This is a genomic window from Psychromonas aquatilis (assembly GCF_038155185.1).
Classification (GTDB): Bacteria; Pseudomonadota; Gammaproteobacteria; order Enterobacterales; family Psychromonadaceae; genus Psychromonas; species Psychromonas aquatilis.
Genome location: NZ_JBAKAZ010000009.1, coordinates 1 through 24,661, shown reverse-complemented (window position 1 = coordinate 24,661; position 24,661 = coordinate 1). Strand labels below are relative to the sequence as shown.

The following is a 24,661-nucleotide window of genomic DNA, read 5'->3' as shown; positions in this document are numbered from 1 at the left end:
CTTTCTATAGGAAAACGATGTACTCAATACTAAAACACACACATATGACGTTTATACTGTTAGCTATTATCGTGTACATATTACGATTTTACTGGTTGAAGTCAGGGCATGCGAATGCACAAAAAGCAGTTTATAAAAAAATTCACCTACACACACATTTAACGATTATTGTCCTAGGTATTCTACTGATGGTCACTGTTCCTTGGGTGCCGTCATTGGATGTCGGTGGGGCTTGGTTACTTGAAAAGCTGATCGCATTTGTTGCATATTTTGCAATGGTTCAAGTTTCCTTAAAAGAAGAAACTAAACCTAATATTCAATGGCTAGCATTTATCGGTGCATTCGGTTGGTTAGCCTATATTGCAAAACTTGCGTTCACCAAACAAGCTATTTTATTAGTGGGGTAAACAATGGAATTAGATGAGCAAAGCATCATTGAACAACCTGTTTCAAATACGACGCTAATTTATGAGGGAATAGATTACAATGCTTATTCTCTTATTCAGTTAGCCTGTATGGCTGAGTCGGAAATAACCGGCCAGTCTATTGCTAAGTTTCAAGATGCAATGAAGTTGCAGTTAATTGTTATTAAATCGAAGCTGAGCAATCAACCTGAAAATAATCTTGATAAGTTAAACGCTCTGTTACGTTGTGTTTATGACGAGCAAGGGTTTACTGGAGATTGGAAAGCCTTTTTTAAAGTAAAAAATGCATTACTTTCTTCTGTTTTATCACGCCGCAAAGGGGTGCCGATTAGTTTAGGTTTTTTACTCATTGAAATGCTAAAGGAAGTTGGCTTTGATGCTTACGGCATTTGTTTTCCAAGTGGGTTTATTGTCAAAGTATTGCTTAATAATGAATCGCTGTATATTGACCCATTTAACGGGCAATTAGTTGGTTTTACGGAACTTGAGCTTAAAGTCCGTGGTCAATTAGGTAACCATGCGCGTTTAACCTCTGATATGTTGCAAGCAGATAGCAATGAAACAATTATCAAGCGTTATGTTAATGTGATTAAGGCTGGATATATTCAGGCTGATAATGTTGAATTAGCGTTATTATGCAGTGATATTTTGCTGCGACTTGATCCAGAAGATGCTTTTGAAGTAAGGGATCGTGGTTTTTTATTTCAACAATTAGATTGTTTTCAACTCGCATGCAATGATTTTACTTATTTCATTGAACAGTGTCCTGATGATCCGATTGTTAGTTTACTTAAACAACAAATTAAAAGTATGAGTGATGATCTTGTTGCTCAAGTTCTTCATTAAATTATTTATGTTTGTTGCTCATAAAATTGAGCGACAATTAAGAGAGAAAAAATGACTCAGAAAATTATCAAAGTAGGTAATATAGACGTAGCTAACGATCTTCCATTTGTTTTATTTGGTGGAATGAATGTTTTAGAATCACGTGACCTTGCCATGAAAATGGTTGAAACGTATGTTGAAGCAACATCAAAACTAGGTATTCCTTATGTTTTCAAAGCTTCATTTGATAAAGCAAACCGTTCTTCTATTAATAGCTTCCGTGGTCCAGGCTTAGAAGAAGGCTTACGTATTTTTGAAGAAATCAAATCTACTTTTAACGTACCAATTATTACTGACGTGCATGAACCATATCAGGCTAAACCGGTTGCTGAAGTCGTTGATGTAATTCAATTACCTGCTTTTTTAAGTCGCCAAACGGATTTAGTGCAAGCAATGGCTGAAACTCAAGCGGTAATTAACGTGAAAAAAGCACAATTTCTTGCGCCTCATGAAATGCAACATATCATTACTAAATTCAATGAAGCTGGTAATGACAAGATTATTTTATGTGAACGCGGTAGTTGTTTTGGTTATAACAACCTTGTAGTTGATATGCTTGGTTTTAGCACAATGAAAGAAACAAATTATCCTGTTATTTTTGATGTGACACATTCATTACAAAAACCTGGTGCAAGAACTGACAGTGCCGATGGTCGTCGTAGTCAAGTTGTTCAATTAGGCTTAGCGGGTATGTCGCAAGGTATTGCTGGGCTATTCTTAGAGTCTCACCCAGATCCAAGCAATGCTAAATGTGATGGGCCATGTGCATTACCATTAGATAAATTAGTGCCTTTCTTAACGCAAATGAAGCAAATGGATGAGCTAGCAAAAAGTCTAGCACCTATTGTTACTGAATAAGGCAAAACCATTGTTACTAACTAAACAATCACGTTGTTTTATTGCTGTTGCTGCCTTATTGGGCGCAACAGCTGTAATGTTAGGCGCTTATGCGAGCCATGGTTTAGCTAATTGGGCATCGCCTGCACAAGTTTCTCAAGTTCAAACTGCTGTTCACTACCAGCTCTTTCATGTTATTACATTAATTGTTGTAGCGACCATTAATTCAATTGTTAACAGCCGATTAATCAGTGCAAGTCTGTATTGTTTTACCGCTGGTATTTTTTGTTTTAGCGGCAGCTTATATTATTTAGTGTTTATGGCTTCAAAGTCATTAGTTCTGGTGACGCCATTGGGTGGATTATTTTTAATCTTAGCCTGGTTGTTATTAGCGTTCTCTATGTTTTCAAATAAAAAATAAAGATTTACTCAAACAGAGTAAATGAGGTAGTTATGTTAGGTATTCTTTTATATTGTCGTCCCGGTTTTGAAAATGACTGTGCTAATGAAATTCAAGCTAAAGCAAGTGAACTAGAAGTTTTTGGTTATATTAAAACGTTAAAAAACAGTGGCTTTGTTTTATACCACTGTTATGACCCTTCGCAAGTTGAAGGGCTAGCTGAACAATTGAATTTTTCACAGCTTATTTTTGCGCGACAAATGATCGTAGCAGTTGCGCTTGTAGAAGAGTTACCTGCAGAAGATCGTATTAAACCTATTTTAGAAATTACCCGAAACTTACCGATGGCCGGTGATGTTTTTGTAGAATGCCCTGAAGGGGATGAAACAAAACCATTATTAACCTTCTGTCGTAAATTCACAGTGCCGTTTAGACAAGCACTTAAAAAGCATAATAATCTGACTAAAAAAGAAAACATGAAAAAGCGCCGTACTCATGTTTGCTTTATGGATTATGAAACGGCTTATGTTGGTTATTCTTTGCCAAATAACCGCAGTGAGCAACATATGGGAATCACTCGTTTACGTTTTCCAAATGAAGCGCCAAGTCGTTCAACATTAAAATTAGACGAAGCTTTTCAGACATTTTTAACTAAAGAAGAGCAAGAACAACGTGCCCATTCTGGTCTTCGTGCTGTTGATTTAGGAGCTTGCCCTGGCGGTTGGACTTATCAATTAGTTCGTCGTGGTATGTTTGTTAGTTGTGTTGATAACGGTGCAATGGCTGAGTCGTTAATGGATACAGGTCAAATAACTCACTATATGGAAGACGGTTTTAAGTTTGAACCGGAGCGTAAGAACATCCACTGGTTAGTGTGTGACATGATTGAAAAACCAAAACGTGTGGCAAAATTGATGGCGCAATGGTTGGTTGATGGTTGGTGTAAAGAGGCTATCTTTAATCTGAAATTACCAATGAAGCAGCGTTATCAAGAAGCGACAGAAGATTTAAAATTATTAACAGATATTATTGAAGAGGCTGGTTTTAATTATGAACTTCAAGCCAAACACCTCTACCATGACCGTGAAGAAATTACCGTGCATGTGCGTTTAACTGATAAATTCTATGGCGCTTTAGATAAGTAGTTAACTAGCGCCGATACAGGCTTTGTATCGGCGCTAGATGTCTATTTGTTATTGATGATAGCCATCTAAGAACTTACCAATCTTGTTGATTGCCACTGTCATTTCATCAACACGTGGTAAACAAACAATTCGGAAATGGTCAGGTTTATGCCAGTTAAATCCTGTACCTTGTACAATTAAGATTTTTTCTTCTACTAACAAATCCATTGCAAAACGTTGATCGTCTTTTAAGTTGAATTTCTTTTGATCTAATTTAGGGAAAAGATATAAGGCGCCTCTAGGCTTTTTACAGCTAATACCTGGAATATCATTCAATAACTTCCAAGCGGTTTGTGTTTGATCATATAAACGACCACCTGGTACCGTTAATTCATTGATACTTTGATAACCACCTAAAGATGTTTGAATCGCATGCTGCATAGGAACATTTGCACACAAACGCATACTGGCTAAAATTTCAATGCCTGAAATATAGTCTCGAGCTTGCCTTTTGGCTCCACTGATCATCATCCAACCAACTCGGAATCCACAAACTCTATAGGCTTTTGATAGACCATCAAAGGTAACAATTAAAATATCATCGGCAAGAGTTGCTAATGGAATGTGTACAGCGTCGTCATAAACAATCTTTGAATAGATTTCATCAGAAAATACAATTAAGTTGTGTTGACGAGCCAGCTCTACTATTTGCTCTAATAACTCTTTACTGTACACCGCACCGGTTGGGTTATTTGGATTAATTAATACAATACCTTTAGTACGAGATGTTATTTTAGATTTAATATCATCGATATCTGGAAACCAATCCGATTCTTCATCACAGATGTAATGCACGGCTTTACCGCCTGATAAGTTCGCAGCGGCAGTCCAAAGAGGGTAGTCTGGCGAAGGAACTAAAATTTCATCGCCATTGTTTAGTAAACTTTGCATCGCCATCACAATCAACTCACTCACGCCATTACCAATATAGATATCATCGGTATCTAACGATAATAAGCCTTTTGCTTGATAATGCTGCATGACAGACTTACGAGCAGAAAATAGACCTTTACTGTCACAATAACCTTGGCTGTGTTGTAAGTTCTTTATAACATCAACCAATACTTCTTCTGGGGCTTCAAAACCAAATTGGGCGGGATTACCAATGTTCAATTTAAGAATACGTTGACCTTCTTCTTCTAATTTATTAGCTTGCTTTAATACTGGTCCACGAATGTCATAGCATACGTTATCTAATTTGTTTGAACGAACAATTGAATACATTTGATTCCCTTTTATCCTTATTTTTATAGCTTATACAACATTCTGTTAAACTACCTTATCTCATTGATTTAGTGAAGTGTAATCCATAATATATTAACGGTATCATTGTTTAAGCCTGCTTTCTTCCTTTAACTTCTTAATCTTTTGTGTTTTTTGTATTGTATCAATACTTATAAAACAATATTTCATCACACTGTCACCTTTGTCGTGCTTAATAAAAGTACAGAGAACGATTGATAATCCCCAATCTTGTTATGCAAATCTGTTATTTTGTATGAAAAATAATCATTTAAATCAAGTTTTTGTGCGATTAGGTAATTTAACAGTATTTCTTTAGTTTATGGAATTGCGCCCTGCGAAATAAAAGGACACAATCAATCTTGGTTATTTTAAAGTGAGGGGAAAGCAATGAGTGGGTGTGATGTACAAGGGCTAATGCCTTTGACTGATGCATTAGCAGTAATGCACAAAGAATTATCAGTTGTCTGTGAAGAGATAAGTTTACCTTTATCGGATGCCTTAGGTTATACACTTTGCTCGGAAATTATTTCCCCTAATAATGTACCTGCTTTTAATAACTCAGCAATGGATGGATATGCATTGCATGCCGAAGACCTCGCAAATTGTACTTCGGATAATCCTATTTCTTTGTCATTGGTGGGTAAATCTTTTGCCGGAAAGCCGTTTACAGGAAAAGTAAATTCCGGTGAGTGTATTCGAATAATGACAGGTGCCGTGGTACCAGACGATGTAAACTGTGTTGTTATGCAAGAGAAGTGTGTTGTAAATAATCAACAGATAACCTTCAGTGATACGGTGAAGATTAATAACAATATTCGTTTTGCCGGTGAAGATCTATCGATGGGGCAGGCGGTGCTGAAAAAAAGCCATAAACTAACATCGCGAGATATACCTTTGTTGGCTTCGTTAGGCATTGCTAATGTACCTGTTTATCGTAAATTAAAAGTGGCGGTTTTATCTTCTGGCGACGAGTTAAAAAGTCTAGGTGAAACCCTCCAAGAAGGCGATATCTACGATAGTAATAGATATAGCATAATAGCGCTTCTGTCGCGTTTAAATGTCGAAATCATTGATTTTGGGATTATCCGTGATGATTATGAAGCAATAAAGGCAGCGATGTTAGCTGCTGATCAGCAAGCAGACGCAGTAATAACAAGTGGTGGTGTATCCGTTGGTGATGCCGATTTCATTAAACAAGTGTTAAGTGAAATAGGCGAAATTGGTTTTTGGAAGCTGGCAATTAAACCAGGCAAACCATTCGCTTACGGTAAGTTACCAAACAGTGTATTTTTTGGGTTGCCAGGTAACCCAGTTTCGGCTATCGTGACTCTATACCAACTCGCAGTGCCAGCAATGGCAGCAATGGGTGGAGAGCAAATTAAACCGGCTCTACGCCTCAATGCAATAAGTACAGATTCTTTACGTAAAGCCCCCGGCAGAATGGACTTTCAACGAGGAACATATTCACTAAATGAGCAATCTCAGTTAGTGGTAACAACTACAGGTAATCAAGGATCTGGCGTATTTAGTTCAATGAGTCAGTCAAATTGCTTTGTTGTACTTGAGCAAGAAAGAGGAAATGTTGCTGCAGGGGAGACGGTCATCATTGAGCCTTACGGGGCTTTAATGGATTAACGATTAACCTAAATCGTTGATAAGACAATAATAGTTTTAAATAACAATAGATAATATACTAACAATTAGCACTAAGATGTGTACCAGGACAAATTATGATTAAAACAGATGATATAAACATAACTGCAATCAAAGAATTATTACCGCCCGTTGCGTTATTAGAAAAATTTCCAGCTACCCCTGAAATCAGCCATACAGTATCAGGTTCACGTGAAGCTATCAGTAATATCCTAAGCGAGAAAGACGATCGCATCCTGGTTATTATTGGCCCATGTTCAATTCACGACACTGAAGCGGCACTAGAATACGCGGATAAATTATTACCATTGCGTGAAAAATACAAAGATTCACTTGAAGTAGTAATGCGTGTTTATTTTGAAAAACCACGTACTACCGTTGGTTGGAAAGGCTTAATCAATGATCCTGAGCTAAACGGTACTTTTAATATCAATAAAGGTTTACGTACAGCACGTAAATTATTATTAGATATCAATGGTAAAGGCTTACCTGCGGCGACTGAGTTTTTAGATATGATCACACCACAATATGTTGCGGATCTCATGTCATGGGGCGCTATTGGTGCTCGTACTACTGAATCACAGGTTCACCGTGAATTGGCTTCTGGTCTTTCATGTCCTGTTGGTTTTAAAAATGGTACAGATGGTACGATTAAAGTTGCAGTAGATGCGATTGGTGCAGCGAATGCTTCACATCACTTCTTATCTGTGAATAAATTTGGTCACAGTGCAATTGTTGAAACAGCGGGTAACCCTGACTGTCATATCATACTACGTGGTGGTAAAGAGCCAAACTACAGCGCAGAGCATGTAGCGGCAATTAAAGCAGACCTTAAAAAATCAGGTCAGCCAGAAACATTAATGATTGATTTCAGCCACGCAAATTCTTCGAAAAAATTCGAAAACCAAATGAAAGTTTGTACTAATGTTTGTGAGCAAATTGCTGGCGGCGATAAAGCTATTTCTGGTGTAATGGTTGAAAGTCATTTAATAGAAGGTCGTCAAGATTTATGTGAAGGTGTTAAACCAACATATGGCCAAAGTATTACTGATGGTTGTATCGGTTGGGATGCAACAGAAACATTGTTAGCACAGCTTTCTGAAGCAGTAATCAAACGCCGCGGTTAATATTAATTGTTTAAAATTAATGGCAACGTTATATTAATGAGCACTGTGTAAACGGTGCTTTTTTTTACCTTTTAAAACAGAAGTTATCAATGACCAATAAACAAAGACCTATAATGATTTTAGGTTGTACCAGTGATGCAGGAAAGTCACTCGTTGTCACTGCAATTTGCCGTTTATTAGCAAATAGAGGGGTTAAAGTTGCCCCGTTTAAAGCACAGAATATGAGTAATAATGCTGCTATTACAAAAGATGGTTTAGAAATTGGTCGTGCACAATACCTGCAAGCAATTGCGGCAAAAACAACGCCATCTGCATTAATGAACCCAGTTTTATTAAAACCCAGTGCGGATACCTTTAGCCAAGTAATTATTAACGGTAAAGTCGACTCGGTTATTTCCAACATGCCCTGGATGGAGAGAAAAAAGCTCCTGTGGCCAAAAGTATTGAGCGCATTAAGTCAATTGCAAGATGAATATGAGCAAGTGGTGATTGAAGGGGCGGGTAGCCCGGCGGAAATTAATTTACGTCAGGGTGATATTGTTAATATGAGTGTCGCATTAGCATGCCAAGCAGATGTGTACCTCGTCTCTGATATTGACCGAGGTGGTTCCTTTGCTCATCTGCTTGGAACTTGGGCTTGTTTAGCACCAGAAGAGCAAAAGTTAATTAAAGGTTTTGTACTTAATAAGTTTCGCGGTGATCCTGCTTTATTAGGTAATGCGATGCAGTGGTTAGAGGATAAAACAGGCATACCAACGGTGGCAAACCTCCCTTATCATCGCCATCAATTACCTGAAGAAGATAGTTTTAGATTAGCTAATAACTGGCAACATGGTGTGATTAATGTGGCCTTAATTTATTATCCATATGCTTCAAATATGGATGAGTTTGATGCATTGAGTCATCAACAGGATATTAACCTTGTGCCTGTTTCAGAGTGCCAAGATTTGTCTGTGTTTGATGCGATTATTTTACCGGGCAGTAAAAACAGCGGCAAAAGTTTAGCGTTTTTACAAGAGAATGGTTTAGATAAACAAATTCATGCCTTTTCTAAAACCGGTAAATTGGTGTTAGGTGTTTGTGGCGGTTTACAAATACTTGGTCAACATATTAACGATCCATTAAAGCTTGAAGACGGTAATAAAAAAGCGTTAGGTTTACTTGATATCAGCACCACACTGGCACATAACAAAGCCACAAAACAGGTGAATTTACAGTGGTTAGAACAAAAACTAGAGGCCTATGAGATACATCATGGCAAAAGTGTAGTATTAAATGACACCGTGCACAGCTTTATCGCTGAGCATATTGGTTGGCAGCAAGGAAATGTATATGCTACCTACCTTCACGGGTTGTTTGATAATAAAGTTTTTTATAATTGGTTTATGGCGCAGTTTAATGCTCCGCAAAATGGAATAGATTGGAAGGAACACATTAACCAGGAATTAGATAATTTAGCCAATATGTTTGAAGAGCATGGTTGGTTATAGGCACAGAGAATGTTGAAAAGATTTTTTACTAGAAAAATGACCAAGATTGTTGTTCCATGTTTGCTGGTCATGACTGCTATCAATGCCCATGCTGATAGTAATGAAGCGTATAACACAGTAGAAGAAGCCTTTGCGATCGCAACCTTGATTTCAGACAGTGATGCGTTGACATTTGGTTTTGCTAATTTCGATTTAGATGTAGATGATCCGGGCTTTGGTACCGAAAGCAGCGCTAGTTTGAAAAATAGCTTGAAGGTATTTGTTGTTCCTTATACTTGGGATCTTGAACCTATTAATGAGCAGTTTGAACAAGCAATAACCATGCGTGCATTCTATATAAGCACTGAACGAGATAGTGAAATTTATGAAGGTATTAAAGATAACCTAGAGCAAGATACTGTGGGTGTTTATGGTAGCTATTCGCAATTTTATCATTTAGATGATAATTGGTATCTGACTTCAGAGCTAGGTTTGCACTTGACCTATTATGAAAACAAATACCATTATGGTGAAGGGGTACCAGACAGCATTATTAATGAACTTGAAGGTAGAGTTTTTAATGTGAACGCTTTTGCTGCTATTGCTGAGCCAATCGTGGGAATTGGTTATTCAGAAGATGAAGAGTGGGGGACTTGGCGTGTTCATAATAAAACCAATTATATTTATGGGCATGGATTAGGTGGCTCGATTCGTCATCCGGATAAAATGAACCCCGAGGGCTGGCGCTCCACCAATGGTGTTGAGTTAACGGTGAATGTGCCTGAGTTATGGGGTGTGCATGATTTTTTGACAATAGATTTTAAACGCATTGATCTGTTTGGTGATTTAGAGTCGATGGCTGATGATGGCTATTATTATGAAACCAGTTTAGGGTGGGTAATTGATACCAATGAAAAAGTCCCTTTATTGGATAATATTGGTATTGGGGTTTCCATTAATTACGGTAGTTCTATTAGTGGTGCGACATTAGTATTATATTGGAATGAATAGCCATTAAGTGTCGAATTAGATAACAGCTAAAGGGCGTGGATAAGCAGAAAACTTAACAGCTGCTTATCTACGCCCTTTGAGTTTATGGGTTTAAACGAGTATCAACCCATTTCCCATCTTGTTGCGTGTAAACAAAACGATCATGTAATCGATCCGCTTTACCTTGCCAAAACTCAATACTTTCAGGAATAACACGGTAGCCACCCCAGAATTCAGGTAGCGGGATCTCTTTACCTGCGAATTTATTTTCATAATATTTAACAGCATCGACTAAAGATTGGCGTTTATCCAGTGTTTGGCTTTGTCTTGAAGCCCATGCACCAATTTGACTGCCTCGCCCACGTGAATGAAAATAAGCTTCTGACTCTTCATGACTTACGCGTTCAATACGACCTTCTATTCTCACTTGGCGTTGTAGAATGTTCCAATGAAACAATAAAGCAGCATGTGGATTTTGCTCAAGCTCACCGGCTTTTCTACTGCTATAGTTAGTGAAAAATACAAATCCTTTTTGATCAACTTCTTTCAATAAGACCATTCGAGAGGAAGGTTTACCTTCAGCTGTACAAGTTGAAACGGACATCGACTCAGGTAATACAACTCCCGTATCTTCAGCTTCAGTTAACCAAGATTTAAAAAAATTAATAGGGTCGTTAGTGGTAGTGAGTGTTTTATTTTCAATCAATACACCTTGACCTAAGGTAAATGCGCAACGAAGTTTACTTAGTAGTGACATAGTTATCTTTTCATTAGATTGGACCGAGACTGAAGTGTATAATTTGTTAATAACCTTGTCGATAATATTGTTTTTACTCATTAAAAAATATTAGCTCGATGAGTAAATTAAAATGATGAATAACAGGTAACACTCAATGCACAACACCTTTACTGATGATCAGTACTGCGAGTTTTTAATTAAATTACTAGCGCCGGTATTTCCAGCATTAACCATTCAAGGTGGGGCCGATGAGCCTTTCTATAAAGCGCCAACCGAGACAGATAAAGCGGTCTTATATTTTAGAGAAAACTATCCGAGAAGCCTATTACATGAGTTAGCGCATTATTGCCTTGCCGGCGATAGACGAAGAAAGCTCGACGATTTTGGTTATTGGTATTCTCCATGTGGACGAAGTGCAGAAGAACAAACGCAATTTGAGCTAGTAGAAGCAAGGCCACAAGGATTAGAGAAAGCCATGTGTGAGATCGTCGGGATTAAATTTTCGCCGAGCACTGATGACTTTTCGGGAAGACCTGCCTCTCCGTTATTTTTACAGCGTTTAGAGGCAGCTTACAATGAAATGATTAACACTCCTCCTTTTACTGCAAGTAAAGTCTTAGCGGCACTGCGTAAAATATCGACTTAATGCAGATTGACAGCCAGTAATCACTTTTATTTTTTAGGTGCATATGGGGGGTTAATACCAGTCAATTATCTGTTGCTTTTTTGGTGGCTTGAGGATGATTTACATTGATAGTTGAATTACGCTTTTAAAGAGTAAGGCTGAGTCATGTTAGCTTATCGGATAAATTGGATACTATGTTATGTACAATACTGTAGTTATTTAGTTCTGTAGTTATCAAGTTATTTTTCAGCGAGAGGTTGTAATATGAAAAAAATACTAGTGGTTTGCTTAGGTAATATTTGCCGATCTCCAACAGCGGAAGCGGTATTAAAAGCCAAGGCGGCGAGCAAAGGGATCACTGTCGAAGTTGATTCTGCGGGTATTATTGGTTATCACCATGGCAGTACGCCTGATTCACGTGCGATGGCAGCAGGAGAAAAACGTGGTTATTGTTTTGATGGTATCTTTTCACGCAAGGTAAAAGAACAAGACTTTGCTTATTTTGATTATATTTTAGCAGCTGATAAGCAAAATAAACAAGACTTACTGGCGGTTTGCCCGACACAATACAAGGATAAAATATCGCTGTTCTTGGAAATGGGCGATACAGATCAACTGGAAATTCCTGATCCTTATTACGGCGGAGAACAAGGTTTTGAATTAGTGCTGGATTTGCTAGAGTTAGCCAGTGAAAACATTTTAGATAAAATAGGTTAATAGATTTAATGACACAAAAAACATATCACCATTCAGTACAAATTTATTATGAAGATACAGATCATTCTGGGGTTGTATATCATCCGAATTTTTTAAAGTATTTCGAACGAGCACGTGAGCATGTTATCGATAGCCAACGATTAAATACGTTATGGAATGAAAAAGGTATTGGTTTTGCTGTTTATAAAGCTAATTTAACTTTTCAAGAGGGTGTAGAGTTCGCTGAAATTTGTGATATCCGTACCAGCTTTATTATCGATGGAAAATATAAAACGCTGTGGCGTCAAGAAGTATGGCGGCCTGGTGCGACACGTGCAGCTGTTGTTGGTGATATTGAAATGGTTTGTTTAGATAAAAATAAACAACTGCAGCCTTTACCGTTAGAAATAATGGAGGCGCTACAAGCTAGTTAAACGCTATTATTTATCTTTAAACAGGGATTGGGCATCTATATAGTTAATGGACTGCTCGATACTTGATTCTCTACAAATGGCTAACATTTGTTTATTTAAGGTTTTTTGATAAAACCGCCAATTGTTATGCTTTGCCAATGGATAGGTATCATTAAACTGCAGCTTGATAACTTGTTTATCGTCAACTTCATTTATGTTGAAGTAAAATGTATCTAAGCCTAAACTAATTCCTACGCCGACTGCTTTTACAAAAGCTTCCTTTAAAGTCCAATACTTAAAAAATAGTTGCTGCTGCGCTTCACTAGTTAATAGGCTAAGTGCTTGATGCTCTTGTTTTGCAAAGTAACGTTTGCTGATTGGTAGGATGGAAATACGTCGTTCCGGGCTTTCTATATCACAACCAATATCATCATTAATCGTTACTGCCATTACAATTAAGTGATTGTTGTGGCTCAAATTAAAGCGAATATTATTTGGGTTACCTAATAACTCAGGTTTACCGTGCTTATTTCGTGAGAATTGTAAGTTGATTGGTGAACAGAGAACATATTGCGACAATATCAAACGCGTGAAAAGTCGTGTAATAAGGAATATTTGCTGTGCTTCTTTATGTTTAAAGGAGGCAAACTTAGTTATTTCATCAGGCGATAAAATAGATTTTATATAATCATCAGAGAAATTCGTTAATTGAAGTGGGTCAATAAACCATAAATCAATACGATTAGCTTTCAGCTCGTTATAAGAAGAGATAAGCGGGTTCAATGATGTACCTTATTTACAACTTAAAAAGAGCGGAGTGCTCTTTTTAAGTTTAAATCAATATTATTTATTCGTTTCTGGACGCTTAAATGAGTTGATTTGCTTGTTTACGTCACGACGCTCTTTAGATAATTCTGCACCAATAATAATATGGTCATCTACACGGTCTTCGTAATCTGATTGCATGTTTTTTACGATAGTTACAATATCATCGTGTGACATAGTCGGAGTAATGTACTCTAACAGGTTGGTTAATAGGTCAACACGTTTACGGTTATCACGGATTTTTTTCTCGTTATCAATGATTTCACGTTTCAATTTATTTTTACGGCGAGTGTTTTTAACTAACTCAAGAACTGTACTCATGTCTAACACCTTTTGATTTATAGTCTTAATTCTTTTATGAACAACAAATCATGTTATTCCATAAAATCGTTATTTTAACAGTACCTTGATTATACCCACAGGAGTAATTTACGAAACAGATTTTTTCAAAATTTGATAGATAAATGATTGAAACTTTAACTTGACTGTTATTTGAGCAAGTGACATTGTTGTCATAAATATGAAATAACTTATTGTTTATATGTAGATGTAATCGCAATATTATTCCAATAGAGGAGTTATTCATGACAGAAGCCGAGCGCAAATATTATATACTTGATACCAACGTTTTATTACATGAACCCCTAGCTTTATATTCCTTTCAAGAACACAATGTTGTGATACCAATGACGGTTTTAGAAGAACTAGACCGTATCAAAGATAGGCAAAAAGACGTCAGTCGAGATGCCAGAGTTGCCATTAGAAGTTTAGAGAAGTTATTTCAAGATGCTACCACGGAGCAAATAAGCCAAGGCGTTGGAATCGAACACAAAGGTGTTCAACTCGGCGGTGTTATTTCTATTTTTGCTGATCACCATGCTTCATTTCTCCAAGAGTCTTTTAGTGAAGACGAACCCGATAATCGTATTATCAATGCGGCATTGTACTTACAAAAAAGCAAAGTCCCTTCTAGAGTTGTATTAGTTACTAAAGATATTAATATGCGCCTGAAAGCCAAAGGGGCCGGTTTGAAGTATGTTGAAGATTATCGCACGGATAAATTAATCGATGATGTCGACTTACTAAGTAAAGGATATCAGCAGGTTGAAGGTGAATTTTGGGATGATATTTGCGAGTGTGAAACATTTAATCGAGGCGAAGATACTTACCATCAAATAAAAACAGATAAAATTAAAACGCCTTACCCTAATCAATATGTCACTGATCAAAGCAATAAGTTTGTTGGTAAGATAACTGATCATTACAAAGGTGGTGTTGAGCTTTTAGATATTGGTTATGATCGCCTAATGGGTGAGCAAGCTTGGGGGATAACACCTAAGAATATTTATCAGGGCATGGCGATCAATGCATTGCTTGATCCGAATGTTGATTTAGTGATTTTAACTGGGCCTGCTGGTTGTGGTAAAACCTTGCTCGCTGTCGCTGCAGCTTTAGAGTTGGTTATCGAACAAAAGCTGTATGATAAGATTATTGTGACGCGTAATACTCCCGATGTTGCGGAGAATATTGGTTTTCTACCAGGCACAGAAGAAGAAAAGATGATGCCTTGGTTGGCTTCTGTAACTGACACGCTAGAAGTACTGCATAAAAATGATAACTGTAGTGCAAGCTCAGTGAATTATATAATGGATAAGGCCAATATTCAGTTCAAATCCGTTAACTTTATGCGTGGGCGAAGTATCCAAAATAGCTTTGTTTTATTAGATGAGTGTCAAAACTTAACCGCTTCACAACTTAAAACGATTATTACTCGTTGTGGTGAGGGCACTAAAATAGTTTGTTCGGGTAACCTTGCTCAAATTGACAGTAACTATTTAACTCCTGTGACATCGGGGTTAACTTATATCGTTGAACGATTCAAAGATTTTGAAGGCAGTGCAAATGTCTACTTAAATGGCGTAATGAGAAGCCGCTTAGCAGAGTTTGCAGAAGAGCATCTTTAATAAACGGTTCATAAGCAATGGCTTTTAAATAGAAAGCCATTGTTTGTTATTTTTCAGCTTCTAAAGCTTGTCTTTTCGCTTCTTTTATTCGATTCTTTTCGTATTTTAATTGTTTTACTTTGATTTTATTATTTTTATCTCGGCTACTTTTGATTAAGTCATTATCAATTTGATGTGCCTGAGATTTCGATAATTTATCGTAAAGCACTACATTTACTGACGCTGCTAAATTCATGCAACCAATAGTTGGTACATAAACCACGTGATCTGCTTTGTTGATCACTTGTTGCTTAATTGTCCCGTCTTCAGGCCCAAATAAATACATGGCATTATCAGGATGTTTAAAATTAGGTAATGGCGTTGCGCCTTCGATAAGGTCTACACAAACTAATTCCATGCCAGGTTCGAGCGCTGTTAACATATCTTCATAATGCACTAATGGCACAATTTCGTGCACTTTTTGTGTGTCTGCTGCTAAGCGAACGGCTCTGTTAAAACGTTCTCCAGAATAGACTACTTTATGGGCATCATAACAACCCGCAGCACGCATGGCTCCGCCTACGTTCGATGAGCTTTTAGGGTTAGTTAGTGCAATAAAAGTGCGTTTTTGATGATTAGTTTGTATATTTTTTTCGGACATAGTTTTACTGTTTTCAGGTATATTGCTAATAAGTGTTGATATAAATGTAAGAGGAGGGATGCGCTGCCAATATCAAATTAACAGCACCTTAGCTTTATAAAGCTTCTATTTGACCTAATGCTTCTGTAAATTCAGATAAACCTAATTCGATATCGTCTTCTTCACCTACCCAGTTTAATCCAACAATTACGTCATCTTCCACTAGATCTTCTAACCAAAATTCAAACCAGTCAGCTAAGCTAATTGGTGCTGCAACATATTCTTCCCACTCTTCAACACAATGTTTTTGTGCAAGTGCTTGTGTTGACCATAAAGGCATCACTTCAGTTTCTTCATATTGCATGGAATCCATTACCACCCAATCGCCGCTTGCTATATCCTGCAGAGCCCATAAAACTTGACTGTCTTTAACGTCATTTTGGAATTTTTCTAATGCTGCAATGTTTTGAGTCATGGTCTATCTCTTTATCTTTTAATGGGATGCTTAGTATACGGGTTAAGCTAATAATTGATAGTGAGAAATGATCGCAATTTAATGAAATATCATGATGGTTAGTATTTTTATCTTCAGGCATAATTGTTGTAATTAAAAAAGGAAGTCAGATGGAATTATTACAAATACAACTGTTTGGAAAAACGCTACGTCTCGAAGCCTCAATGGCGGGGTGGCAACAATTAGTGTGGGGAGAACAAATTGTTTCTCAAATTACCGCGAGTGAAGCTAGCCAAGGTATAAAAACACACCGCTTTGAGTTAATACAGCAGGTAAATGTCGATAACGATATAAACAACGCTGAAGTGTTAGCGGCGCAATCCAAATCTATCGTATGTGAGTTAGAGGTAGATTTGACTTGGCAACCATTTTTACTTAGCTATACATTAAAGGTTGATGGTAAAACCATTGAGTCATCATCTCGTAATGAAAAAGACATTGAACAACAAACGCCTATTGCTATTAATAAGCAACCGACAAAGCTGAGTATTATTGGCCTTGGTAGTCTTGCCTTAAAGTTATTTAAAAGCGCTAAAGTGATTAAAGTTGTATTAGCCGGGGCAAGTGTCGCTGCCTATAGTTGGTTTTTTTCTTTTCAATTTGCAGCATCTTTAATTGTGTGCCTGGTGTTTCATGAGTATGGCCATATCAGAGCGATGAAGCATTTTGGCATGAAAACTAAAGGGATCTATCTAATTCCGTTTATTGGTGGATTAGCGGTTACTGATGAAAAAATAAACACGCGTTGGCAAGATGTGGTTATCTCAATCATGGGACCCACATTTGGGCTATTGATGTCAATTTTTTGTGTGCTTATGTATTGGCTAACTGATAGTCAATTTTTTGCTGGTCTTGCCGCTTTCAATGCATTGCTTAATCTATTTAATCTCTTACCTATTTTACCTTTAGATGGCGGGCATATATTAAAAAGTATTAGCTTTTCTATGAATAGTAAACTAGGGTTGGTTAGCTGTATTGCTGGAGCACTTATCGGCATTGTTGCTAGTTATGCTTTAAATTTGACTTTATTAGGTTTTTTATTAATTATAGGTTGTGTTGAAATTATATTTGAGTGGAAAGGGCGCTTTAATAGCTCTTTATTACCCCTTGATCGTTATGGGCAACTATTTTCAATAACGTGGTATTTAGTGACTATATCGAGTTTAATTGGCATTATTTTTTATTTTGCGAAGACTGGCGACGAATTAATGTCATTACCTTTGATTATACTAGGAAGTTAATCTAATTTTATTTGATAGCAAAAGGAATTGACATTGAATTTAAAAAAATTCAGCTTGATAGCTTTACCTTTATTGATGCTGGGTTGTAGTGACCCAAAGGTCAACACTGAGACTACCAACACTTATCAAAACTATAATGGCGTTGATGCTCAAGCTGTTTTTGGAACGGTGACTTACAATGAAGGTATTATCTTACCTGATTCAGCAACGTTAACTGTAAAACTTCAGGATACATCTCGCCAAGATGTCAGTGCTATCGTACTAGCGCAACAAACTATTATGCTCACCTCTAACGCACCCTGGTCGTTTAGTATGAATTACGACCCGAGTATTATTAAAGATAAAAGAAACTTCACCATCTCCGTTAGGATTGAGGTTGATGGGCAACTATATTTTATTAACAAAAATCGAATAGCTGCGTTTGACGGTAGTGCGATCAAAGTGATAGTTTCGCCTGTAACTGGTTTAAAAAATACAACTATTTAACGGTCTTATAACAATTTACTATAATCTATCTTATTTCGTTACTGCATTTTTTTTTAATAAATGCATAATACAATAAATTATAAACACCTTGTGACTTTGTAAGGAAACACATGAATAATAAACGATTAACTCACCTTAAGGCGCTTGAGGCTGAATCAATTCAAATTATGCGAGAAGTAGCTGCAGAGTTTGATAACCCTGTGATGCTATATTCAATAGGTAAAGATTCATCAGTGTTATTACACCTTGCCCGTAAAGCATTCTACCCTGGCAAAATACCTTTCCCTCTTTTACATGTTGATACTAACTGGAAATTCAAAGAGATGATTGAATTCCGTGATAATTTAGCAAAGAAATATGATTTCGATTTGTTAGTTCACAAAAACCCAGAAGGTATTGCAATGGGCATGGGGCCATTCACACACGGTTCTGCTAAGCATACTGATGTGATGAAAACTCAAGGTCTTAAGCAAGCTTTAGATCATTACGGTTTTGATGCTGCATTTGGTGGTGCTCGTCGTGATGAAGAGAAATCTCGTGCGAAAGAACGTGTTTACTCTTTCCGTGATAAGAAACACCGTTGGGATCCAAAAAACCAACGTCCAGAATTATGGAACATTTATAACTCTAAAGTAGACCGCGGTGAAAGTATTCGTGTATTCCCACTGTCTAACTGGACTGAACTTGATATTTGGCAGTACATTTACCAAGAACAAATTGAAATGGTGCCACTGTACTTCTCAGCTCCTCGTCCAGTTGTTGAGCGTGATGGTTCTCTTATCATGGTTGATGATGAGCGTATGCCGCTTGAAGAAGGCGAAGTACCTGAAATGAAAAATGTACGTTTCCGTACGCTTGGTTGTTACCCTCTAACTGGTGCGATTGAATCTGAAGCAAAAACATTACCAGAGATTATTCAAGAGATGCTATTAACAACTACATCTGAGCGACAAGGCCGAGTGATCGATAACGATTCTGCGGGTTCGATGGAAAAGAAAAAAATGGAAGGTTACTTCTAGGCAAACGCTTGAAATAACTGAATCCTATAAAGAGTTAAGGAAAAAAAATGAGTAATGATACAAATCTAATCGCATCGGATATCGAAGAATACTTACGTGTTCATGAAAACAAAGACATGATGCGTTTTATCACTTGTGGTAGCGTAGATGATGGTAAATCAACATTAATCGGACGTTTATTATTTGATAGTAAAATGATCTTTGAAGATCATATGGCTGCAATCGAGAAAGACTCTAAAAAATTCAACACAACTGATGAGTCTTTTGACTTAGCATTATTAGTTGATGGTTTACAATCTGAGCGTGAGCAAGGCATCACAATTGATGTTGCTTACCGTTACTTTGCAACAGAGCAACGTAAATTCATTATTGCAGATACACCAGGACATGAACAATACACACGTAACATGGCAACTGGTGCGTCAACTTGTGACTTAGCGATCATTCTGATTGATGCGCGTCACGGTGTACAAGTTCAAACTCGTCGTCACTCTTATATCTGTTCTTTATTGGGTATTAAGCATGTTGTGATTGCTATCAATAAAATGGACGCTGTAGATTACGATCAAGATGTTTATAAGAAAATAAAAGACGATTACCGTGAGTTTGCTAAACAGTTAAATATTGCTGATGTACGTTTTGTACCAATTTCAGCGCTAAAAGGTGACAATGTTGTAAACCAAAGCGAAAACATGCCTTGGTACCCAGGTTCTCCTTTATTACGCCTACTTAATACTGTTCAAATCAGTAGTGATGATAATAAACAATTCCGTTTAGGTGTTCAGTACGTTAATCGTCCAAACCTAGATTTCCGTGGTTTTGCAGGAACAATTGCATCAGGTGAAATCCGTATTGGCGATATAATTGAAGCATTACCATCAGGTAAGCAAAGTAAAGTAAAAGAGATTGTTACTTTTGATGGCAATATTGATGTTGCTTACCAAGGTATGGCGATCACATTAACACTTGAAGATGAAATCGATATCAGCCGTGGCGATATGATTGTTCGTCCACATGAAAAACCACAATCAACTAAGAACTTTGAAGCTGATGTTGTTTGGATGGATGAAACTGCTCTGCATGTTGATCGTGAATACATCATTAAAGTAGGTAGTAATTCTACTGTAGGTTCTGTGACTGCAGTTAACTACCAAACAGATGTTAATACTATTGAGCAAAAACCAGCAAATCAACTTGCCCTAAATGAGATTGGTAGTTGTAATTTTGAAGTGGCAAAAGAAGTACAATTTGATGCTTATGCTTCAAACCGTGCGACTGGTGCTTTCATTATTATTGACCGCTTATCTAACGCAACTGTTGGTGCGGGTATGATTAAACAAGCTATCGAAGGTAAAGCTGAATCTAAATCAGATTACAGTGACTTTGAAGTTGAGTTTAACGCATTAGTACGTAAACACTTCCCACACTGGGAAGCGAAAGATATCCTAAAAGGATAATTCTAAAAAGTGATCAGTTGTTAGTTGATACTGACTTCTGATCACCCTTCATTGATGGCGTATTCATGACATTCCAATCCTATTTTGTACTTGCCGTTTTCATTTTAACCATCATTGGTTTGATTAAATTTCAACAACGCCCCAGTTTAGTTTTTGGTGTTGCATTATTGTCTCTATTTTCCACAGAAATGGTTTCTACTGAACAGGTGATAAAAAGCCTTTCTAATCAAGGTTTACTGACCTTAATTCTACTTATGCTATGTTCGATAGCATTAGAAAAAACACGTTTATTACGTTTAGTGGCGATGAAAGTCATTAGACCTACTTACAGTGCAACCTGGTTGCGTTTATTCGGTTTTACCGTTTTCTCATCTGCATTTCTCAACAACACTGCTGTTGTTTCAACTATGTTGGCACCGATTCGCAATAATCCTAATCACTCTGCTAGCAAGTTACTTATTCCTCTTTCATATGCTGCTATCTTAGGAGGCACATTAACGCTAGTGGGGACATCAACCAACCTGATTGTGAATAGTTTGGTATTAGATATGAACCTACCATCACTTGGTTTTTTTGATTTTACGCTAGTGGGATTAGCCTTAGTGGTTACCTGTGGGACGACACTGTATTTTTGTCGTTCCCTATTACCAGACCATATGATGAAAAGTAGCAAATCAGAATCTTATTTTATAGAAGCTAAAGTGAATCCCGATTCAACCTTAGTAGGTAAAAGCATCGATGAAAATGGCCTAAGACATCTGCAGTCATTATTTTTAGTAGAAATAATGAGGGGAGATCTACAATTAACGGCGATTACGCCCAATGAAATCATACAAGCAAATGATAAGTTAATTTTTAGTGGTGATATTTCAAAAGTAAGTCAGTTACGTATGTTTGATGGCTTATCTATTTTTGCAGAAAATAGTGGTCTTCCTCTAGGTAACCTACGTGAAGTTGTGGTTCGTTCAGAAAGTATTTTAAATGGCAGTACGTTAAAGTCTGTTGGTTTTCGCTCATTATTCGATGCAGCTGTTGTGGCGATTAAACGTGATGGTGAGAAGGTCTCTGGTAAGATAGGACGACTTAAAATAAAGCCTGGTGATTTTTTAGTGTTGGCCGTTGGTGAAGATTTTAAATCACGTCGTAATATACGTAAGAATTTTATACTACTATCGGATGTAGAACTGGATTCGCGTCTTACTGGCACTAAAGAGGTACTGGCTATCGTTGGTTTCTTTGCTGCGATTGTTTTGGCTGCATTTGGTATTTTGACGTTATTCAAAGCTGTTTTATTGTTATTAGGCGTGTTGTTACTTACCGGCTGTTTAACAACTAATGAATTATTAAGAAGATTTCCGGTTGAAATCTGGGTAATCATCTCCTCCGCAATCGTATTATCTTATGCGCTACAAAATAGTGGGGTAATAGATAATTTCACCGCTTTAATGAGTGCGAATACAGATTTGTTTAGCCCGTTATTGGCATTAATTATGGTCTACATTATCACATTATTATTGACTGAATTAGTGACAAACAACGCAGCCGCTGCATTAATTTTTCCCATTGCTTATGGCCTTGCTAATAGTATAGATGCAAATCCTATGGCCTTTATTATGGCAGTAGCTTTTGGTGCAAGTGCGAGTTTTATTAGTCCTTATGGTTATCAAACAAACTTAATGGTCTTTAATGCTGGCCAATATAAATTGAATGATTTTATCAGGGTCGGTGTGCCAATGAGTTTAGTTTATAGCGTGACTTGCGTGACAGCAATCGTGCTTGTATTTGGGTTGTAATTATTATAAAAAATTATTAATTAATATTGTTATTTATCGACTTTACTAGCGATAACATTGAATATTAAAACACATTAAGAGAGAGTTATTATGACTAGTCCTTACATAGAAAAAGAAGTGGATGGTGATAAATCATCTGATGTTGTATGGCATCAAGCCAGTGTTTCACATCAAGATCATTGCCAATTAAATGGTCATAAAGCAGCTGTTTTATGGTTTACAGGCTTAAGCGGATCAGGCAAATCTACAGTGGCTAATGCAGTTGATTTAATGCTTTTTCAACATAAAGCAAAAACCTATGTGTTAGACGGTGATAACGTGCGTCACGGGTTAAACGGTGACTTGGGTTTTTCAGATAAAGACCGTGTCGAAAATATTCGTCGTGTTGGGGAAGTTTCTAAATTATTTGCAGATGCTGGCTTATTGGTATCGACTGCGTTTATTTCGCCTTTTGTTGCTGACCGTGAAATGGTGCGCTCACAGCTACCTGAAGGGCAGTTTATAGAAGTGTTTATTGATACGCCTTTAGCAGTCTGTGAGTCTCGCGATCCTAAGGGCTTATACAAAAAAGCAAGAGCTGGTGAAATTAAGAACTTCACGGGTATTGATAGTGCTTATGAAAAACCTGAGAACCCAGAAATACATGTGCAAACAGATCAAAAATCAATTCAAGCATGTGCACAACAGGTTATCGATTATTTAAAACAAAATGAGTATTTATAATGCATTATGATATTTTTAATGGTGATGCAGACGGTATCATCTCACTAATTCAATTACGTTTAAATGAGCCTAAGCAGTCTACATTAGTCACAGGCGTAAAAAGAAATATTCAATTACTAGCGGATATTGATGCGAATGCGAGTGACACACTCACCGTATTAGATATCTCTATGGAAAAAAACAGCAAAGCATTAAATGCACTGTTAGAGAAAGGCGTTAAAACGTTTTATGTCGATCATCATCGTGCTGGTGATATTCCAGAATCAGAGCATTTAACGGCAATGATCGACCTAGATGCAAATACTTGTACTGCCTTGATCATCGATCAATATTTAAAAGGTAAATACCGTAGTTGGGCAATATGTGCGGCTTATGGTGATAATATGATTGCCAGTGCTGAAAAGTTAGCAGATCAAGCTGGATATGATGCAACTCAAAAAGAGCAGTTGAAAGAGCTCGGTACATTAATTAATTATAATGGTTATGGCGCTGCGATATCGGATTTACATTTTGATCCCGCTGAACTGTATCGTTTATTACTTAAGTATGAATCACCTTTTGACGTGATTGCAGACCCGCAGTCACCTTATATCAAACTACAAGCTGCTTACCAAGAAGATTTAAACAATGCATTGGCTATACCTGCTCAATATAAATCAGATTTACTCAGCATTTTTGAATTACCTGATCAGCCTTGGTCACGAAGAATTAGTGGTGTTTATGGCAACTTATTAGCTAACCAACAACCTGATAGTGCCTTTGCTGTGCTGACTCAAAATGCACAAAATAACTACCTTGTTTCTCTTAGAGCGCCGCTTAATAATAAGCAGGGCGCAGGGGATATTTGTAGTCAGTTTGAATCTGGAGGTGGTCGAGCGGCCGCAGCAGGTATTAATCAGTTACCAAAAAATGAATTAAACCATTTTATTGAGCTGGTTGAAGCGCATTATAAAAAATAAGTTATAGCAGTTACGTTAAATAAATTAATTATCGTGATTGGTATTAGATAAGGGGGCGTTTTATCGCGCTCCCTAAATTGCTATTGTTATTTATCAGTTAACGATACCTGCCTTGGCATGTTCTTCTAGATATGGATTCCTCTTTACTCGGTACCTTGGTGGATAATAGAAAACGCAAAACGTTTGCCTTGGCCAGTTACCTGGCACTTATCTAAACGAATATCTTTAAACCTAGTATCTTTCTAATCCAGTATCACTCAAACCTACTATCATTAAAGCCATTAATTCTTTTAACGTGTTATCAGTATTGGCAAGCTTATACCAATCTAAGTAAAAATATGATCTAATTGATTTATCTATTGCGATTAAAGCA

The 24,661-nt window shown here is 37.1% G+C and carries 26 protein-coding genes; 20 read left to right on the top strand and 6 right to left on the bottom strand.

From position 1 onward, the window contains the following. The first annotated feature begins 17 nt into the window (after positions 1-17). The 5 genes from V6256_RS03905 to rlmM are packed head-to-tail and all read left to right on the top strand — an operon-like array spanning position 18 to position 3,692. Positions 18-407 carry a SirB2 family protein gene (locus V6256_RS03905; RefSeq protein ID WP_341596754.1) on the top strand — a complete coding sequence of 130 codons (390 nt, stop codon included), beginning with the start codon at positions 18-20 and terminating at the stop codon, positions 405-407. 3 nt (positions 408-410) lie between these two features. Further along, positions 411-1,271 (top strand): SirB1 family protein, encoded by an 861-nt coding sequence (locus V6256_RS03900; RefSeq protein WP_341596753.1) that lies wholly within the window; start codon positions 411-413, stop codon positions 1,269-1,271. A 51-nt stretch (positions 1,272-1,322) separates the two neighbouring features. Beyond that, positions 1,323-2,168, top strand: coding sequence for a 3-deoxy-8-phosphooctulonate synthase (kdsA, locus tag V6256_RS03895; RefSeq protein WP_341596752.1), 846 nt, complete (start codon positions 1,323-1,325; stop codon positions 2,166-2,168). Positions 2,169-2,178: 10 nt separating this feature from the next. Continuing rightward, positions 2,179-2,568, top strand: a complete 390-nt coding sequence (locus tag V6256_RS03890) for a DUF423 domain-containing protein (RefSeq protein ID WP_341596751.1) — start codon at positions 2,179-2,181, stop codon at positions 2,566-2,568. A 32-nt stretch (positions 2,569-2,600) separates the two neighbouring features. Continuing rightward, on the top strand, positions 2,601-3,692 hold the full coding sequence (rlmM, locus tag V6256_RS03885) for a 23S rRNA (cytidine(2498)-2'-O)-methyltransferase RlmM (protein WP_341596750.1): 1,092 nt from the start codon (positions 2,601-2,603) through the stop codon (positions 3,690-3,692). Positions 3,693-3,740: 48 nt separating this feature from the next. Here the strand turns inward: rlmM and V6256_RS03880 are convergent, their stop codons facing one another. After that, the gene (locus V6256_RS03880) at positions 3,741-4,955 is read right to left on the bottom strand and encodes a pyridoxal phosphate-dependent aminotransferase (RefSeq protein ID WP_341596749.1); all 1,215 of its coding nucleotides are present in this window, start codon (positions 4,953-4,955) and stop codon (positions 3,741-3,743) included. 408 nt (positions 4,956-5,363) lie between these two features. On the opposite strand from V6256_RS03880, the gene moeA reads away from it, so the two are divergent. The 4 genes from moeA to V6256_RS03860 all read left to right on the top strand — a co-directional run bounded on the left by moeA (position 5,364) and on the right by V6256_RS03860 (position 10,236). Beyond that, on the top strand, positions 5,364-6,611 hold the full coding sequence (moeA, locus tag V6256_RS03875) for a molybdopterin molybdotransferase MoeA (protein WP_341596748.1): 1,248 nt from the start codon (positions 5,364-5,366) through the stop codon (positions 6,609-6,611). 92 nt (positions 6,612-6,703) lie between these two features. Then, positions 6,704-7,756, top strand: coding sequence for a 3-deoxy-7-phosphoheptulonate synthase AroG (gene aroG / locus V6256_RS03870; protein WP_341596809.1), 1,053 nt, complete (start codon positions 6,704-6,706; stop codon positions 7,754-7,756). Between the two features lie 89 nt (positions 7,757-7,845). Then, positions 7,846-9,246 carry a cobyric acid synthase gene (locus V6256_RS03865; protein ID WP_341596747.1) on the top strand — a complete coding sequence of 467 codons (1,401 nt, stop codon included), beginning with the start codon at positions 7,846-7,848 and terminating at the stop codon, positions 9,244-9,246. A gap of 9 nt (positions 9,247-9,255) precedes the next feature. Next, a complete protein-coding gene (locus tag V6256_RS03860; protein ID WP_341596746.1) occupies positions 9,256-10,236 on the top strand; it encodes a Solitary outer membrane autotransporter beta-barrel domain in 981 nt (326 codons plus the stop codon). Between the two features lie 82 nt (positions 10,237-10,318). Here the strand turns inward: V6256_RS03860 and pdxH are convergent, their stop codons facing one another. Then, positions 10,319-10,972 carry a pyridoxamine 5'-phosphate oxidase gene (pdxH, locus tag V6256_RS03855; RefSeq protein ID WP_341596745.1) on the bottom strand — a complete coding sequence of 218 codons (654 nt, stop codon included), beginning with the start codon at positions 10,970-10,972 and terminating at the stop codon, positions 10,319-10,321. 136 nt (positions 10,973-11,108) lie between these two features. Between pdxH and V6256_RS03850 the strand changes: the two genes are divergently transcribed. The 3 genes from V6256_RS03850 (at position 11,109) to V6256_RS03840 (ending at position 12,709) form a co-directional block, all read left to right on the top strand. Then, positions 11,109-11,600, top strand: coding sequence for an elongation factor P hydroxylase (locus V6256_RS03850; RefSeq protein ID WP_341596744.1), 492 nt, complete (start codon positions 11,109-11,111; stop codon positions 11,598-11,600). A gap of 243 nt (positions 11,601-11,843) precedes the next feature. Then, on the top strand, positions 11,844-12,296 hold the full coding sequence (locus V6256_RS03845) for a low molecular weight protein-tyrosine-phosphatase (protein WP_341596743.1): 453 nt from the start codon (positions 11,844-11,846) through the stop codon (positions 12,294-12,296). 8 nt (positions 12,297-12,304) lie between these two features. Then, positions 12,305-12,709: an acyl-CoA thioesterase gene (locus V6256_RS03840; protein WP_341596742.1), complete on the top strand. Its 405-nt coding sequence runs from the start codon at positions 12,305-12,307 to the stop codon at positions 12,707-12,709. Between the two features lie 6 nt (positions 12,710-12,715). Here V6256_RS03840 and V6256_RS03835 read toward each other — a convergent pair whose 3' ends face one another. Both V6256_RS03835 and V6256_RS03830 read right to left on the bottom strand, forming a co-directional pair. Continuing rightward, complete coding sequence (locus tag V6256_RS03835) at positions 12,716-13,471, bottom strand: 4'-phosphopantetheinyl transferase family protein (protein WP_341596741.1); 756 nt, start codon at positions 13,469-13,471, stop codon at positions 12,716-12,718. 60 nt (positions 13,472-13,531) lie between these two features. Continuing rightward, positions 13,532-13,834, bottom strand: a complete 303-nt coding sequence (locus V6256_RS03830) for a DUF496 family protein (protein WP_341596740.1) — start codon at positions 13,832-13,834, stop codon at positions 13,532-13,534. A gap of 263 nt (positions 13,835-14,097) precedes the next feature. Between V6256_RS03830 and V6256_RS03825 the strand changes: the two genes are divergently transcribed. After that, the gene (locus V6256_RS03825) at positions 14,098-15,477 is read left to right on the top strand and encodes a PhoH family protein (RefSeq protein WP_341596739.1); all 1,380 of its coding nucleotides are present in this window, start codon (positions 14,098-14,100) and stop codon (positions 15,475-15,477) included. Positions 15,478-15,523: 46 nt separating this feature from the next. Here the strand turns inward: V6256_RS03825 and V6256_RS03820 are convergent, their stop codons facing one another. Next, positions 15,524-16,117: an RNA methyltransferase gene (locus V6256_RS03820; protein ID WP_341596738.1), complete on the bottom strand. Its 594-nt coding sequence runs from the start codon at positions 16,115-16,117 to the stop codon at positions 15,524-15,526. Between the two features lie 94 nt (positions 16,118-16,211). Further along, complete coding sequence (locus V6256_RS03815; protein ID WP_341596737.1) at positions 16,212-16,571, bottom strand: DUF2750 domain-containing protein; 360 nt, start codon at positions 16,569-16,571, stop codon at positions 16,212-16,214. Positions 16,572-16,720: 149 nt separating this feature from the next. Here V6256_RS03815 and V6256_RS03810 point away from each other — a divergent pair, with 149 nt between their 5' ends. The 7 genes from V6256_RS03810 to V6256_RS03780 all read left to right on the top strand — a co-directional run bounded on the left by V6256_RS03810 (position 16,721) and on the right by V6256_RS03780 (position 24,288). Next, a complete protein-coding gene (locus V6256_RS03810) occupies positions 16,721-17,851 on the top strand; it encodes a site-2 protease family protein (RefSeq protein WP_341596736.1) in 1,131 nt (376 codons plus the stop codon). 33 nt (positions 17,852-17,884) lie between these two features. Continuing rightward, a complete protein-coding gene (locus tag V6256_RS03805) occupies positions 17,885-18,337 on the top strand; it encodes a YbaY family lipoprotein (RefSeq protein WP_341596735.1) in 453 nt (150 codons plus the stop codon). 110 nt (positions 18,338-18,447) lie between these two features. Then, on the top strand, positions 18,448-19,356 hold the full coding sequence (cysD, locus tag V6256_RS03800) for a sulfate adenylyltransferase subunit CysD (RefSeq protein ID WP_341596734.1): 909 nt from the start codon (positions 18,448-18,450) through the stop codon (positions 19,354-19,356). Between the two features lie 47 nt (positions 19,357-19,403). After that, positions 19,404-20,813, top strand: coding sequence for a sulfate adenylyltransferase subunit CysN (gene cysN, locus V6256_RS03795; protein ID WP_341596733.1), 1,410 nt, complete (start codon positions 19,404-19,406; stop codon positions 20,811-20,813). Positions 20,814-20,878: 65 nt separating this feature from the next. Next, a complete protein-coding gene (locus V6256_RS03790; protein ID WP_341596732.1) occupies positions 20,879-22,606 on the top strand; it encodes an SLC13 family permease in 1,728 nt (575 codons plus the stop codon). A gap of 90 nt (positions 22,607-22,696) precedes the next feature. Continuing rightward, complete coding sequence (gene cysC, locus V6256_RS03785; protein ID WP_341596731.1) at positions 22,697-23,329, top strand: adenylyl-sulfate kinase; 633 nt, start codon at positions 22,697-22,699, stop codon at positions 23,327-23,329. Continuing rightward, positions 23,329-24,288, top strand: a complete 960-nt coding sequence (locus tag V6256_RS03780; RefSeq protein ID WP_341596730.1) for a DHHA1 domain-containing protein — start codon at positions 23,329-23,331, stop codon at positions 24,286-24,288. Before cysC ends, V6256_RS03780 begins: the two co-directional genes overlap by 1 nt. Positions 24,289-24,661 lie beyond the last annotated feature (373 nt).